The sequence below is a fragment of the Streptomyces sp. SID9727 genome (genome assembly GCF_010550605.1).
Classification (GTDB): domain Bacteria; phylum Actinomycetota; class Actinomycetes; order Streptomycetales; family Streptomycetaceae; genus Streptomyces.
Map to the genome: position 1 here is coordinate 1 of NZ_JAAGNI010000251.1, position 14,473 is coordinate 14,473.

Here is a 14,473-nt window from a genome sequence, read left to right on the forward strand (position 1 = left end):
CGGCGAGGCCGTGCTCGCCCGCACCGCCCGGCCCGAGCGCGACCCGGTGCTCGTCCTGCGCGCCGCCGCCGCGGCCGCGCAGTCCGGACTGCCGCTCTCCCGCCACGTCGTACGCCACCTCGCCACCACCGCCCAGCCGCTCCCGGTGCCCTGGCCGGCCGAGGCCCGCGAGGAGCTGGTCACCCTGCTCGGCGCCGGCGAGGCCGCCATCCCCGTCTGGGAGGCCCTGGAGGCCGAAGGGCTGATCACCCGCCTCCTGCCCGACTGGGAACGCGTGCACTGCCGCCCCCAGCGCAACCCCGTCCACACCTGGACCGTCGACCGCCACCTGGTGGAGACGGCCGTCCGCGCCGCCTCGCTCACCCGCCGCGTCGGCCGCCCCGACCTGCTCCTGGTCGCCGCCCTGCTGCACGACATCGGCAAGGGCTGGCCCGGCGACCACTCCGTCGCCGGTGAGGTCATCGCCCGCGACATGGCCGCCCGCATCGGCTTCGACCAGCACGACGTGGGCGTCGTCGCCACCCTCGTACGCCACCACCTCCTGCTCATCGAGACCGCCACCCGGCGCGACCTGGACGACCCCGCCACCGTCCGCGCCGTCGCCGACGCCGTCGGCAGCGCCGCCACCCTGGAACTCCTGCACGCACTCACCGAGGCCGACGCCCTGGCCACCGGGCCCGCCGCCTGGTCCGCCTGGCGCGCCTCCCTCGTCACCGCGCTCGTCGCACGCGTCGCCCAGGTCCTGGCCGGGGAGGCCCCCGAGGAGCCCGGCCCCGCCGCCCCGAGCGCCGAGCAGGAACGCCTCGCGATCGAGGCCCTGCGCACCGGCACCCCCGTCCTCGCCCTGCACACCAGGACGGAGACCCCGCACGAGGAGGACGGCCCCGAGCCCGTCGGCGTCGAACTCCTCATCGCGCTCCGCGACCGGCCCGGCGTGCTGCCCGCCGCCGCCGGCGTCCTCGCCCTGCACCGCCTCACCGTCCGCGCCGCCGACCTGCGCGCCGTGGAGCTGCCCACGGAGCTGGGGGACTCCGCGGACCTGCTGCTGCTCAGCTGGCGGGTGGCCGCCGAGTACGGCTCGCTGCCCTCGGCGGACCGGCTGCGCGCCGACCTCGTGCGCGCCCTGGACGGCACCCTGGACATCCCCGCCCGCCTCGCCGAGCGCGAGGCCGCGTATCCCCGGCGGCGCGGGATGAAGGCCCCGCCGCCGCGGGTGACGGTCGCCCCGGCGGCCTCCCGGCTCGCGACGGTGATCGAGGTGCGCGCGCAGGACGCCCCCGGGCTGCTGCACCGCATCGGGCACGCCCTGGAGCGGAGCGCGGTACGGGTGCGCAGCGCCCACGTCTCGACGCTGGGGGCGAACGCGGTGGACACGGTCTACGTCACGCGTGAGGACGGCACGCCGCTGGCCGACGCGGAGGCCGCCGCGCTGGCCGGGGCATTGGAGGACGCCCTGCGGTGAGCCGTGACCGGGTGCGGACCACACCGTTGATTCGGGAAGAGACCGGTTCCCTCACGTCGGAGGGATGGCCCGGCGTCCACCGCCTTCGCGCCCCGTGTCGACACGTGCTCCCCACCGCTGCGGGGCCCCCAGCCCTCGCAGGCCGAATGCGACCGGCGAGGGCTGGCGTTTGCGTGGGCCAGATACCCTAGGCAGCGAAGCTACCCGCCCCCGACCCTGAGGACCGACGAGCGCCGTGTTCGATACTCTCTCCGACCGCCTTGCCGCGACTTTCAAGAACCTCCGGGGCAAGGGCCGCTTGTCCGAGGCGGACATCGACGCCACGGCTCGCGAGATCCGTATCGCCCTGCTCGAAGCCGACGTGGCGCTGCCCGTCGTCCGGTCCTTCATCGCCAACGTCAAGGAGCGGGCGCGCGGCGCCGAGGTCTCCCAGGCGCTGAACCCGGCCCAGCAGGTCGTCAAGATCGTCAACGAGGAGCTCGTCTCCATCCTCGGCGGCGAGACCCGGCGGCTGCGGTTCGCCAAGAACCCGCCCACCGTGATCATGCTCGCCGGTCTCCAGGGTGCCGGTAAGACGACCCTCGCCGGAAAGCTCGGCCTCTGGCTCAAGGGCCAGGGCCACTCCCCGCTGCTCGTCGCCTGCGACCTCCAGCGCCCCAACGCCGTCAACCAGCTGAGCGTCGTCGCCGACCGCGCCGGTGTCGCGGTGTACGCCCCCGAGCCGGGCAACGGCGTCGGTGACCCGGTCCAGGTCGCCAAGGACTCCATCGAGTACGCGAAGACCAAGGTCCACGACATCGTGATCGTGGACACCGCCGGCCGCCTCGGCATCGACCAGGAGCTGATGCAGCAGGCCGCGGACATCCGCGACGCCGTCAGCCCGGACGAGATCCTGTTCGTGGTCGACGCGATGATCGGTCAGGACGCGGTCAACACCGCCGAGGCGTTCCGCGACGGCGTCGGCTTCGACGGCGTGGTGCTCTCCAAGCTCGACGGTGACGCCCGCGGTGGTGCCGCCCTGTCGATCGCCCACGTCACGGGCAAGCAGATCATGTTCGCGTCGAACGGCGAGAAGCTGGACGACTTCGACGCGTTCCACCCGGACCGCATGGCGTCCCGGATCCTCGACATGGGTGACCTGCTCACCCTGATCGAGCAGGCGGAGAAGACCTTCAGCCAGGAAGAGGCCGCCAAAATGGCCTCCAAGCTGGCGTCCAGCAAGGGCAAGGACTTCACGTTCGACGACTTCCTGGCCCAGATGGAGCAGGTCAGGAAGATGGGCTCCATCTCCAAGCTGCTCGGCATGCTGCCCGGCATGGGGCAGATCAAGGACCAGATCAACAACATCGACGAGCGCGACATCGACCGCATGGCCGCGATCATCAAGTCGATGACCCCGAAGGAGCGCGCCGACCCGACGATCATCAACGGCTCGCGCCGGGCCCGTATCGCCAAGGGTTCCGGTTCCGAGGTCTCCGCCGTCAAGGGGCTGGTCGAGCGGTTCTTCGAGGCCCGCAAGATGATGTCGAAGATGGCACAGGGCGGCGGCATGCCGGGGATGCCCGGGATGCCGGGCATGGGCGGCGGTCCCGGCCGGCAGAAGAAGCAGGTCAAGCAGGCCAAGGGCAAGCGCAAGAGCGGCAACCCGATGAAGCGCAAGGCCGAGGAGCAGGCCGCGGCCGCCCGCCGCGAGGCCGCGCAGAACGGCGTCCCCGGTCTCCCGGCCGGCCAGGACGCCCAGAACTTCGAGCTGCCGGACGAGTTCAAGAAGTTCATGGGCTGACGCTCGCTCCACGTCATGCCGGAGGGGCGCTCACCGTGCGTGGTGGGCGCCCCTCCGGCGTACGTTCACGTCGTGCAGACCAGGTACCGGAACACGTTGGACATCCACACCGTGCCGTCCGGGCGCCGGTGCGGGTGCAGCGCCTCCGCGAGCTCCTTCTCCACCTGCCACCGGTCCGTCGCCCGGACCGCCGCCTCGAACAGCCGGGTCGACAGCAGGCCGCGCACCGCGCTGTCCAGGTCCGCGTAACCGAACGGGCAGGCCACCCGGCCGGAGCCGTCCGGTCGCAGCCCGGACCGGAACGCCACGTCCTCCAGATCGTCGCGGCGCGGTCCGCGCCAGCCCCCGCCCGGTCCGCGCCCGTCGTCGGCGAGCCGCCCGGCCACCCGGAGCACCGCCTCGGTGGCGCACCGCTCCGGCGGGCCCCAGCCGGTCAGCACGACCACGGCGCGCCGGTCCGCCGACGGCATGGCGGTCTCCAGCGCCCGCACCAGATCCTCTCCGTCGCCCGCCTCGCAGCCGATCGGGGTGAACGCGGTGATCAGGTTGTGCGGCCCGTCGTCCGCCGCGGCGGACACGGTGTCCGTCAGCAGCGGGACGGCGGCCGGCGCCCCGCGGTCCTCCGGCGCGGACAGCAGCCGGGCCCGGGCGAGGGCGAGCCGGTGGGGGTCGGTGTCCACGCCGGTGACCCCGGCGCCCCGGCCCACGGCCATCAGCAGCGCCAGGCCGGAGCCGCAGCCGAGCGAGAGCATCCGCGTGGCGGGGCCCACCTCCAGCCGCGCGTAGACCGCTTCGTACAGCGGTGCCAGCATGCGTTCCTGGATCTCCGCCCAGTCGCGGGCGCGGGAGGCGCCGTCCGCGGGGGCGGACGACTCCGTGTGCCGGTGGTGCCGAACGAGCGTTGGTGTCATGGAATGCGCCCCAATCCGCCGAGGTTGCCGGTTCTGCCGATCGGTCGTGCCCGAGTGGACGGCCGTCCCGTCCGTGACGCGCGCTTCCCCCGTATGCCAGGGAACTGCGCATCCGGCGCCGCGTCCAGAGGTCTGCGGGGCGTGGTTCTCCGCACTGCCGTCCGGCGCGCGACGGCACCGGCGCACCCGGACGACGGGGACGCCCCCGGGGTCCGTCCCGTCCTCTGCCGGTCCCAGTCTCACCCGGCGCGCCGGTGGAGGCACGTCGAGCACGTCAGGGCGGTGCGGGTACCCTCGGCCCCTGCCGTCCGCGCCCGGAGGGGGCGCGCACCGCGTCTACGCGCGCAGGCGTACGCGCCGCTACGTACCGGCTTGGTGCGAGCTGTGAGGCTTCTCCGCAGATCAGCGCACCCGCCCTCGTCGCGACGCATGAAGGTCAACCGACTGGTACGTGCAAAATATTTGGGATGGCCCGGAATCGGAACACCGAGGGCCCCGCGCTCGTTGGTCACGACGTGAGCACGACACCACCTGTACTTGCCGCAGAGCTGGCGCAGGCGTGGGCCGACATTCAGCGGTACCACCCCGAGCTGCCCGATCTCGCCGCACCCGAGTCCCTGATCGGAGAGTCCTCGTCCGCATGTGGCGCCGAACTCTCCTTCGAGCGACTGCTCCACGAGGCAGTCCACGGCATCGCCGCCGCCCGAGGTGTCCGCGACACCTCGCGCGCCGGCCGTTATCACAACCGACGATTCCTGGCGATCGCCGAGGAGCTGGGCCTCGACCATGCCGAGGAGCCCCATCCCAGCAGCGGCTTCTCGCTGGTCACGCTCAACCCCGAGGCCAAGCGCCGCTACCGGCCGACGACGGAACGGCTGCAGCGCGCCCTCAAGGCGCACACCGTGGCCACCGCCGCCGACACCAAGCGCTCCTTCCGCGGTCCGGCCGCCCGGCACGGCTCCTCCGGAGGGGGCGTGCGGGTCAAGGCCGTCTGCGACTGCGGCCGCAACGTGCGCGTGGTCCCCTCGGTCCTCGCCCAGGCGCCGATCGTCTGCGGCGGCTGCGGAAAACCGTTCAGGATCCCGGAGACCGCGGTCGCGGTGGGGTGAGCCGATGGGGTGTGGCACAATGGCTAGCTGTACTCGACAGTCGCACAGGACCCCTCTCTCCTCCGGCTGACGCGTCCATCGGGCACCCGAGTACCGCAACCCCACGTGGCATTTTCGTTGTGCCCAACCACGTCATAGACCAGGAGACACCACTTCCGTGGCAGTCAAGATCAAGCTGAAGCGTCTGGGCAAGATCCGTTCGCCTCACTACCGCATCGTCGTCGCCGACTCCCGTACCCGCCGTGACGGCCGGGCCATCGAGGAGATCGGTCTGTACCACCCGGTGCAGAACCCGTCGCGCATCGAGGTCAACTCGGAGCGCGCGCAGTACTGGCTGTCCGTCGGCGCCCAGCCGACCGAGCCGGTCCTCGCGATCCTGAAGCTCACCGGCGACTGGCAGGCGCACAAGGGCCTTCCGGCCCCCGCGCCGCTGCTGCAGCCGGAGCCCAAGGCCGACAAGCGCGCCCTGTTCGAGGCCCTCGCCGGCGACGGTGAGGAGTCGAAGGGCGAGGCCATCACGCCGAAGGCGAAGAAGGCCGACAAGAAGGCGGACGAGGCTGCTGCCGCCTCCGCCGAGTCGACCGAGGCCTGAGCATGCTCGAGGAGGCTCTCGAGCACCTCGTGAAAGGCATCGTCGACAACCCCGACGATGTGCAGGTCGCCTCGCGCAACCTGCGCCGTGGCCGTGTGCTCGAGGTCCGGGTCCACCCCGACGACCTCGGCAAGGTGATCGGCCGCAACGGCCGCACCGCACGCGCGCTGCGTACCGTCGTGGGCGCCATCGGCGGCCGTGGCATCCGCGTCGACCTCGTCGATGTGGACCAGGTTCGCTGACAGAGTTGAACACCGGCACGGGCCGGGGAGGGCCAAGCGCCCGCCCCGGCCCGTCGTCGTACGACAGGAGAGACACAAGGTGCAGTTGGTAGTCGCGCGGATCGGTCGCGCCCACGGCATCAAGGGCGAGGTCACCGTCGAGGTGCGCACGGACGAGCCGGAGCTGCGGCTCGCGCCCGGCGCCGTCCTGGCCACCGACCCCGCCACGGCGGGCCCGCTGACGATCGAGACCGGCCGGGTGCACAGCGGCAGGCTGCTGCTGCGCTTCGAGGGCGTGAAGGACCGTACGGGCGCCGAGGCGCTGCGCAACACCCTGCTGATCGCCGACGTCGACCCGGCGGAGCTCCCCGAGGACCCCGAGGAGTTCTACGACCACCAGCTGATCGACCTGGACGTGGTCCTCGCCGACGGCACCGAGATCGGCCGGATCACCGAGATCACGCACCTGCCCTCGCAGGACCTCTTCATCGTGGAGCGGCCGGACGGCAGCGAGGTGATGATCCCGTTCGTGGAGGAGATCGTCACCGAGATCGACCTGGAGGAGCAGCGCGCGGTGATCACCCCGCCGCCCGGCCTGATCGACGAGAGCGAGGCGGTCGTCGCCTCCGCGCGGGATGAGGAGACCGGGACCGAGGGGTACGCGCCGAAGGCCGAGGACGCCTGATGCGGCTCGACGTCGTCACGATCTTCCCCGAGTACCTGGAGCCGCTGAACGTCTCCCTGGTCGGCAAGGCCCGCACGGCCGGCCGCCTCGACGTCCATGTGCACGACCTCCGCGACTGGACGTACGACCGGCACAACACCGTGGACGACACCCCGTACGGCGGTGGCCCCGGCATGGTCATGAAGACCGAGCCCTGGGGCGAGGCCCTGGACGAGGCCCTGGCGGACGGATACGAGACCGGCGCGCACTCCCCGGTCCTCGTGGTGCCCACGCCGAGCGGCCGGCCGTTCACCCAGGAACTCGCCGTCGAGCTCTCCGAGTGCCCCTGGCTGGTCTTCACCCCGGCGCGCTACGAGGGCATCGACCGGCGCGTGACCGAGGAGTACGCCACCCGGATGCGGGTGGTCGAGGTGTCCATCGGCGACTACGTGCTCGCGGGCGGGGAGGCCGCGGTGCTGGTGATCACCGAGGCGGTGGCCCGGCTGCTGCCCGGCGTCCTCGGCAACGCGGCCTCGCACCAGGACGACTCCTTCGCCCCCGGCGCGATGGCCAATCTGCTGGAGGGCCCGGTCTACACCAAGCCGCCCGAGTGGCGCGGCCGGGGCATCCCCGATGTGCTGCTCAGCGGCCACCACGGGCGGATCGCCCGCTGGCGGCGGGACGAGGCGCTGCGGCGTACGGCCGCCAACCGGCCCGATCTGATCGAGCGGTGCGAGGCGTCCGCCTTCGACAAGAAGGACCGCGAGATGCTCTCCATCCTCGGCTGGTCCCCGGAGCCGGGTGGCCGATTTTGGCGCAGGCCCGAGGCCGTGGAAGAATAGGCAGCTGCTGTCCGTCCGGCGTGCGCCCCTGCCACAGGGGGACACGACGCCCGTCCGACGCGATCGGCCCCTAGCATTCATCACTCTCCCGTCGATGACCTGTGGCATCGGCGAAGAAAGCAGACAACATGGCTTCCCTGCTCGACGACGTCAATGCCGCGTCGCTGCGGTCCGACATCCCGGCCTTCCGCCCGGGTGACACGGTCAACGTTCACGTCCGCGTGATCGAGGGCAACCGCTCCCGTGTCCAGCAGTTCAAGGGCGTCGTCATCCGCCGCCAGGGCGCGGGAGTCAGCGAGACCTTCACGGTCCGCAAGGTCTCCTTCAGCGTCGGCGTCGAGCGCACCTTCCCGGTGCACAGCCCGATCTTCGAGAAGATCGAGCTCGTGACCCGCGGTGACGTCCGTCGCGCCAAGCTGTACTTCCTCCGTGAGCTGCGCGGCAAGGCCGCGAAGATCAAGGAGAAGCGCGACCGCTGAGCTGACTGCCTCGTCCACAGGGTGTCCGGTTAAGCTCTGGCCCCGATGGACACGCAAGCAGAACTCCAGGAGCGCGATCTCTCCTCCGCACCCGATCCGGGTCCGGGGGAGGGGTCGCGCTCTTCGCGTGTCCGCGACCGGCTCGCCGGACTCAGGCCGTGGCGGCTGTCCTGGCGGGGGACGTTCGGGCTCGGCGCCGTCTGCGCGGTCTTCGTGCTCCTCTTCAGCACCTTCCTGGTGCAGCCCTTCCTGATCCCCAGCGGTTCGATGGAGCAGACGCTCCGGGTGGGCGACCGGGTGCTCGTCAACAAACTCGCGTACCGCTTCGGTGCCGTCCCGCGCCGCGGTGACGTGGTGGTCTTCGACGGCACCGGCTCGTTCGTACGCGAGGGGGCGGAGCAGAACCCCGTCACCGCGCTGCTGCACGGGGCCGCCGCGTCGCTCGGGCTCGCCGAGCCCGCCGAGACCGACTTCGTGAAGCGGGTGGTGGGCGTGGGGGGAGACCGGGTGGTCTGCTGCGACGCGCGGGGACGGATCGAGGTGAACGGCCGGCCGCTGGACGAGGACTACCTCTTCCCCGGGGACGCGCCCTCCAAGGTGCCCTTCGACATCGTGGTGCCCGAGGGCGCCCTGTGGATGATGGGCGACCACCGCGCCCGTTCCCGGGACTCCCGCGACCACCTGGGGGAGCCCGGCGGCGGCGTGGTGCCGGTGGAGCGGGTGATCGGCCGGGTCGACTGGTTCGGCTGGCCGCTCGGCCGGGTGGGATCGCTGCCGGGGACCGCCGCCTTCGACTCCGTACCGGCGCCCGGCCCGTCCCATGGGTAGCCACGGGCGCCACGGCGTCCCGGCCGCGGACGGGGGGCCGCGCTCCCTGCCCACCCGGGCCGAGCGGCGCAAGCTCGCCCGCAAGGTGAAGCGCAGGCGCCGCGGATCGGCCGTGCGGGAGATCCCCCTGCTGATCACGGTGGCGCTGCTGATCGCGCTCGTCCTCAAGACCTTCCTCGTGCAGGCGTTCGTGATCCCGTCCGGGTCGATGGAGCAGACCATCCGGATCGGCGACCGGGTGCTCGTGGACAAGCTGACGCCCTGGTTCGGCTCGAAGCCGCAGCGCGGCGACGTCGTCGTCTTCCGCAACCCGTCGGACTGGCCGCCGCCGAACCCGGAGAGCTCCGGTGAGTCACCCGTCGTCGTCAAGCAGGTGAAGCAGGTGCTCACCTTCGTCGGGCTGCTGCCGTCGGACGACGAGCAGGACCTCATCAAGCGGGTCGTGGCCGTGGGCGGCGACACCGTGAAGTGCTGCGCCGCGGACGGGAGGCTTCTCGTCAACGGCGTGGCGGTCACGGAACCGTACGTCTATCCCGGGGATTCACCCTCCACCATCAAATTCGAGGTAAAGGTTCCGGAGGGCCGCCTCTTCGTGATGGGGGACCACCGCTCCAATTCCGCCGATTCGCGCTTCCACATGGACAAGACGGCGAACGGCACGATCTCCGAGGACGCGGTCGTGGGACGGGCGAAATGGATCGTCTGGCCCTTCGGGCACTGGACCGGTCTCGAGGAGCGCTCGGCGTTCGCCTCGGTCCCGGACGCGCGCGCCGGTACGGGGGGCGCCTCGGGGCCGTCGAATAGTGTGTCCAGTGATCCAGGCGGATCGATCCGGCTCCCGACCCCTGCGGAACTCCCGCTCGTTATGGGAGTGGTGGGCCTGCGTCGGCTAGGACGCGGGCGGTGGCACGGAGTAAGGAGTGGATGTGGGGGATGTGGCGGTCGGCGCACGATCCGGACACGACGAACCCGAGGACCGGCCGGGCCGTTCGGCGCATTCCGAGTCCGCCGGTGCGGCGGAGGACGGGACGACGGTGAGCGGTACGGAAGGTGACGGCGGCACGTCCGGGGGCAGCACGGCCCGGAAGAAGAATCCCCGCCCGTTCTGGAAGGAGTTGCCGCTCCTCATCGGCGTCGCCCTGGTCCTGGCGCTGCTGATCAAGACGTTTCTGGTGCAGGCGTTCTCGATTCCGTCGGACTCGATGCAGAACACGTTGCAGCGGGGTGACCGGGTCCTGGTGGACAAGCTGACGCCGTGGTTCGGGTCGGAGCCGGAGCGCGGCGAGGTCGTCGTCTTCCACGACCCGGGCGGCTGGCTGGAGGACAGCCAGGCCCCCGAGCCGAACGCGGTGCAGAAGTTCCTCAGCTTCATCGGCCTCATGCCCTCGGCCGAGGAGAAGGACCTGATCAAGCGGGTCATCGCGATCGGCGGTGACACCGTGGAGTGCAAGAAGGGCGGCCCGGTCCAGGTCAACGGCAAGGCGCTGGACGACAAGTCCTTCATCTTCGAGGGCAACAGCGCCTGCGACGACGAGCCGTTCGGGCCGATCAAGGTGCCCAAGGGCCGTATCTGGGTCATGGGCGACCACCGGCAGAACTCCCTGGACTCGCGCTATCACCAGAACCTGCCGGGCGGCGGCACCGTCTCCAACGACGAGGTGGTCGGCCGGGCCATCGTGATCGCGTGGCCGGTCAGCCGCTGGGCGACCCTCCCGGTCCCGAAGACCTTCGACCAGCCCGGCATCAACGCCGCCGCCGCGGCGGCCCCCGGAGTGGTCGGTCTCGCGGGTGCGGTGCCCCTGGTGCTCTGGCGCAGGCGGCGCCGGACCACGATCGCCGGCACAGTGAGGAACGACGCGTGAGCGACCTGGCAGACGGAGCGCGGTCCGGACGGGCCGGAGAGGAGCGGTCCGCGGAACCCTCGGACGTCGCGCCTTCCGACGTCGCGCCTTCCGGTGCCGAGCCTTCCGGCGTCGGGCCTTCCGCCTCCGAGGCGGAGGCCGGCGCGGACGGCGGCACCGACGGCACCGACGGCAAGAAGAAGAATCCCCGCCCGTTCTGGAAGGAGTTGCCGCTCCTCATCGGCATCGCGCTGGTCCTGGCGCTGTTCATCAAGACGTTTCTGGTGCAGGCGTTCTCGATTCCGTCGGACTCGATGCAGAACACGTTGCAGCGGGGTGACCGGGTCCTGGTGGACAAGCTGACGCCGTGGTTCGGGTCGGAGCCGGAGCGCGGCGAGGTCGTCGTCTTCCACGACCCGGACGGCTGGCTGAGGGACGAGCCGACCCCCAAGCCCAACGCCGCGCAGAAGTTCCTGAGCTTCGTGGGCCTGATGCCGTCCGCCGAGGAGAAGGACCTGATCAAGCGGACGATCGCGGTCGCCGGTGACACCGTGGAGTGCAAGAAGGGCGGCCCGGTCGAGGTCAACGGCAAGGCGCTCACCGAGCCCTACGTCTTCCCCGGCAACAGCGCCTGCGACGACATGCCCTTCGGGCCGTTCAAGGTGCCGGACGGCAAGATCTGGGTGATGGGCGACCACCGCCAGGACTCGGCGGACTCCCGCTACCACACCGACGACGTCAACAAGGGCTTCGTGCCGGTGAGCCAGGTCGTGGGGCGGGCCGTGGTCGTCGCGTGGCCCGTGAACCGCTGGTCCGTACTGTCCGTCCCGGACACCTTCGACCAGCCCGGGATCAGCGCCGCGGCAGGCGCCGCGCCGGGCGTCCTGGGGGCCGCGGGCGCGCTGCCGCTCGTGCTCCGGCGTCGGCGGAGGCTGACCGCCGGGCGTACTGCCGGGTAGGGTGCCCACGCGGATCAGCGATTGTCGATCTCCGATGGGGGACGCCGGTATGGGTGCAACAGGTCGTACGGACGACGGCCGCGGCCGGCTCGGCAGCAGGCTGTCCGGGGTCGCGGTGGCCCTCGGCTGCCTGCTCTTCCTCGGCGGCTTCATCTGGGGCGCACTCGTCTACCAGCCGTACACGGTGCCCACCGGGTCGATGACCCCGACGGTCGAGGCGGGCGACAAGGTCCTGGCGCAGCGCGTGGACGGAAGCGAGGTCCGGCGCGGTGACGTCGTGGTGTTCAACGACCCGGAGTGGGGCAACACCCCCATGGTGAAGCGGGTCGTCGGGGTCGGCGGCGACAAGATCGCCTGCTGCGGCGAGGACGGCCGCCTCACGGTCAACGGCATACCCATGGACGAACCGTATCTGCGGTCGCCCGACCGCGCCTCGGCCCAGGACTTCACCGCCGAGGTCCCCAAGGGGCAGCTCTTCCTGCTGGGCGACGACCGCACGGTCTCGCTGGATTCCCGGGTCCACCTGGAGGACGCCATGCACGGCTCGGTGCCCCGGGACGCCGTGGAGTCCAGGGTCGACGCCGTCGCCTGGCCGCTGGGCTCCATGATCGACCGGCCCGAGGCGTTCGCCGCGCTGCCGGGCGGCGTCTCGTCGGCCGGGCCGCTGCGGATCCAGCTGACCGCTCTGGCGGTGGGCGTCGTGCTCATCCTGGGCGGCGCGGCGTACGGTCCGCTCGCGGCCCGTGCCGCCCGGCCGAAGCGGAGCGCGAAGCCCGAGGCGGCCGCGCATGTCCGCTGAGGTGCGCAGGGTCGCCCGCCTGGTGCTCCTCGATCCGGAGGACCGGATCCTGCTGATGCACGGCTTCGAACCGGAGGACCCCGCCCGCACCTGGTGGTTCACCCCGGGCGGCGGCCTGGAGGGCGACGAGACCCACGAGCGGGCCGCGCTGCGCGAGCTGGCCGAGGAGACCGGGATCACCGACGCGGAACTGGGCCCGGTGATCTGGCGGCGCCGGTGCTCCTTCACCTTCGACGGCCGGCTGTGGGACCAGGACGAGTGGTATTTCCTGGCCCGTACCGCACAGACCACCACGGACACCAGCGGCCACACATGGCTGGAACGCCGCAGTGTCATGGGGCTGAGGTGGTGGACCTCCGCCGAACTGTCGGCGGCGCGTGAGACGGTGTACCCCACCGGGCTCGCCGACCTGCTCCGGAGGCTGCTCGACGAGGGCGCTCCGCGTACGCCGGTGGACCTGGCCCCCGGAAGCGGCTGAGCGGCCGGGGCGCCGGAGCCCGGCGCACAATGGGGAAACGCACGGCTGAAGGGGAACATGCCAATGAGCGCCGAGGACCTCGAGAAGTACGAGACCGAGATGGAGCTGAAGCTCTACCGGGAGTACCGCGATGTCGTCGGTCTGTTCAAATTCGTGATCGAGACCGAACGGCGCTTCTACCTCACCAACGACTACGAGATGCAGGTGCACTCGGTCCAGGGCGAGGTGTTCTTCGAGGTGTCCATGGCGGACGCCTGGGTCTGGGACATGTACCGGCCCGCCCGGTTCGTGAAGCAGGTCCGGGTGCTGACGTTCAAGGACGTCAACATCGAAGAGCTCAACAAGAGCGATCTCGAACTTCCGAGTGGCTGAGTTATCCACAATCGCCCGCTTGTCCACCAAGATCCACTGAAGGAGGGCGGACGCGTCAGAGTCGGTGCCGGAGGTGGTGCCGATATGAACGCACGGGGGGCTCTCGGGCGGTACGGCGAGGACCTGGCGGCTCGGCTGCTGGCCGACGCCGGCATGTCCGTACTAGAACGGAACTGGCGCTGTCGCGCCGGTGAGATCGACATCGTCGCGATGGACGGGGACGCGCTCGTCATCTGCGAGGTGAAGACCCGCAGATCGGGTGCGTACGAGCATCCGATGGCCGCGGTCACCCCGGCCAAGGCCGAGCGGCTGCGCCGGCTGGCCGCGCTCTGGCTGGAGCGGCACGGCGGCCCGCCGCCGGGCGGAGTGCGCATCGACCTGGTCGGAGTGGTGCTGCCCGAGCGCGGCGCACCCCGGGCCGAGCACGCGCGGGGGGTGGCCTGATGGGGTTCGCACGTGCCTGCTCGGTCGCCCTGGTCGGCGTCGAGGGCGTGGTGGTGGAGGTCCAGGCGGACCTGGAGGCCGGTGTGGCGGCGTTCACGCTGGTGGGCCTGCCCGACAAGAGCCTGGTGGAGAGCCGGGACCGGGTCAGGGCGGCCGTGGTCAACTCCGGGGCGGAGTGGCCGCAGAAGAAGCTCACCGTGGGGTTGTCGCCGGCCTCGGTGCCCAAGGGCGGCTCGGGCTTCGACCTGGCCGTGGCGTGCGCGGTCCTGGGCGCGGCGGAGCGGATCGACCCGGAGTCGATCGCCGACGTGGTGATGATCGGGGAGCTGGGGCTCGACGGCCGGGTGCGCCCGGTCCGGGGGGTGCTGCCCGCGGTCCTGGCGGCGGCCGACGCCGGCTACCGCCGGGTGGTCGTCCCGGAACAGACCGCGGGCGAGGCGGCCCTCGTGCCCGGCGTCTCCGTGCTCGGGGTGCGCAGCCTGCGGCAGCTGCTCGCGGTGCTGTGCGACGAACCGGTGCCGGACGAACAGCGCTCCGACGAGGAGGGGCGCCCCGATCCGATGCTCGCCGGGCTGATGGTGCCGGGCGCCGGACTGGGCTCCGGCCTCGCCCGGGGCCCGGCGGCGGGGGACGGCGCCCGGCCGGACCTGGCGGACGTGGCGGGCCAGGAGCGGCCGCGCAAGGCCCTG

The 14,473-nt window shown here is 71.8% G+C and carries 18 protein-coding genes; 17 read left to right on the forward strand and 1 reads right to left on the reverse strand.

All coding sequences use genetic code 11. The annotated features are described in order from the left end of the window. The coding region (locus G3I41_RS16315) for an HD domain-containing protein (RefSeq protein ID WP_164400949.1) at positions 1 to 1,462 on the forward strand (1,462 nt) is incomplete at its 5' end. A gap of 235 nt (positions 1,463 to 1,697) precedes the next feature. Beyond that, a complete protein-coding gene (ffh, locus tag G3I41_RS16320) occupies positions 1,698 to 3,245 on the forward strand; it encodes a signal recognition particle protein (RefSeq protein WP_164400950.1) in 1,548 nt (515 codons plus the stop codon). Between the two features lie 65 nt (positions 3,246 to 3,310). On the opposite strand, the gene G3I41_RS16325 is transcribed toward ffh, so the two are convergent. Next, positions 3,311 to 4,156: an SAM-dependent methyltransferase gene (locus G3I41_RS16325; RefSeq protein WP_164400951.1), complete on the reverse strand. Its 846-nt coding sequence runs from the start codon at positions 4,154 to 4,156 to the stop codon at positions 3,311 to 3,313. 515 nt (positions 4,157 to 4,671) lie between these two features. On the opposite strand from G3I41_RS16325, the gene G3I41_RS16330 reads away from it, so the two are divergent. The 15 genes from G3I41_RS16330 to G3I41_RS16400 form a co-directional block, all read left to right on the forward strand. Next, positions 4,672 to 5,265 carry a hypothetical protein gene (locus G3I41_RS16330; protein WP_018521397.1) on the forward strand — a complete coding sequence of 198 codons (594 nt, stop codon included), beginning with the start codon at positions 4,672 to 4,674 and terminating at the stop codon, positions 5,263 to 5,265. A gap of 157 nt (positions 5,266 to 5,422) precedes the next feature. After that, the gene (rpsP, locus tag G3I41_RS16335; protein WP_164400952.1) at positions 5,423 to 5,857 is read left to right on the forward strand and encodes a 30S ribosomal protein S16; all 435 of its coding nucleotides are present in this window, start codon (positions 5,423 to 5,425) and stop codon (positions 5,855 to 5,857) included. 2 nt (positions 5,858 to 5,859) lie between these two features. After that, entirely contained in the window at positions 5,860 to 6,099 is a 240-nt protein-coding gene (locus tag G3I41_RS16340) for an RNA-binding protein (protein ID WP_005311361.1), read from the forward strand. 79 nt (positions 6,100 to 6,178) lie between these two features. Next, a complete protein-coding gene (rimM, locus tag G3I41_RS16345; RefSeq protein WP_164400953.1) occupies positions 6,179 to 6,763 on the forward strand; it encodes a ribosome maturation factor RimM in 585 nt (194 codons plus the stop codon). Beyond that, entirely contained in the window at positions 6,763 to 7,584 is an 822-nt protein-coding gene (trmD, locus tag G3I41_RS16350; protein WP_164400954.1) for a tRNA (guanosine(37)-N1)-methyltransferase TrmD, read from the forward strand. The genes rimM and trmD overlap by 1 nt, the downstream gene beginning before the upstream one ends. A gap of 128 nt (positions 7,585 to 7,712) precedes the next feature. After that, positions 7,713 to 8,063 carry a 50S ribosomal protein L19 gene (gene rplS / locus G3I41_RS16355; protein WP_164400955.1) on the forward strand — a complete coding sequence of 117 codons (351 nt, stop codon included), beginning with the start codon at positions 7,713 to 7,715 and terminating at the stop codon, positions 8,061 to 8,063. A gap of 45 nt (positions 8,064 to 8,108) precedes the next feature. After that, positions 8,109 to 8,891, forward strand: a complete 783-nt coding sequence (gene lepB / locus G3I41_RS16360) for a signal peptidase I (protein WP_164400956.1) — start codon at positions 8,109 to 8,111, stop codon at positions 8,889 to 8,891. Beyond that, positions 8,884 to 9,945 (forward strand): signal peptidase I, encoded by a 1,062-nt coding sequence (lepB, locus tag G3I41_RS16365; RefSeq protein WP_164400957.1) that lies wholly within the window; start codon positions 8,884 to 8,886, stop codon positions 9,943 to 9,945. The genes lepB (G3I41_RS16360) and lepB (G3I41_RS16365) overlap by 8 nt, the downstream gene beginning before the upstream one ends. Further along, a complete protein-coding gene (gene lepB / locus G3I41_RS16370; RefSeq protein ID WP_164400958.1) occupies positions 9,827 to 10,753 on the forward strand; it encodes a signal peptidase I in 927 nt (308 codons plus the stop codon). The genes lepB (G3I41_RS16365) and lepB (G3I41_RS16370) overlap by 119 nt, the downstream gene beginning before the upstream one ends. Further along, positions 10,750 to 11,691 carry a signal peptidase I gene (gene lepB, locus G3I41_RS16375; RefSeq protein WP_164400959.1) on the forward strand — a complete coding sequence of 314 codons (942 nt, stop codon included), beginning with the start codon at positions 10,750 to 10,752 and terminating at the stop codon, positions 11,689 to 11,691. Before lepB (G3I41_RS16370) ends, lepB (G3I41_RS16375) begins: the two co-directional genes overlap by 4 nt. Before the next feature lie 49 nt (positions 11,692 to 11,740). After that, positions 11,741 to 12,490 (forward strand): signal peptidase I, encoded by a 750-nt coding sequence (gene lepB / locus G3I41_RS16380; protein WP_203601177.1) that lies wholly within the window; start codon positions 11,741 to 11,743, stop codon positions 12,488 to 12,490. Next, a complete protein-coding gene (locus tag G3I41_RS16385) occupies positions 12,480 to 12,968 on the forward strand; it encodes an NUDIX hydrolase (RefSeq protein ID WP_164400960.1) in 489 nt (162 codons plus the stop codon). The genes lepB (G3I41_RS16380) and G3I41_RS16385 overlap by 11 nt, the downstream gene beginning before the upstream one ends. 63 nt (positions 12,969 to 13,031) lie before the next feature. Continuing rightward, the gene (locus G3I41_RS16390; RefSeq protein ID WP_018102380.1) at positions 13,032 to 13,340 is read left to right on the forward strand and encodes a DUF2469 domain-containing protein; all 309 of its coding nucleotides are present in this window, start codon (positions 13,032 to 13,034) and stop codon (positions 13,338 to 13,340) included. An 84-nt stretch (positions 13,341 to 13,424) separates the two neighbouring features. Then, on the forward strand, positions 13,425 to 13,784 hold the full coding sequence (locus G3I41_RS16395) for a YraN family protein (RefSeq protein WP_164400961.1): 360 nt from the start codon (positions 13,425 to 13,427) through the stop codon (positions 13,782 to 13,784). After that, on the forward strand, positions 13,784 to 14,473 hold a 690-nt coding region (locus G3I41_RS16400), incomplete at its 3' end, for an ATP-binding protein (RefSeq protein ID WP_203601178.1). The genes G3I41_RS16395 and G3I41_RS16400, both read left to right, overlap by 1 nt.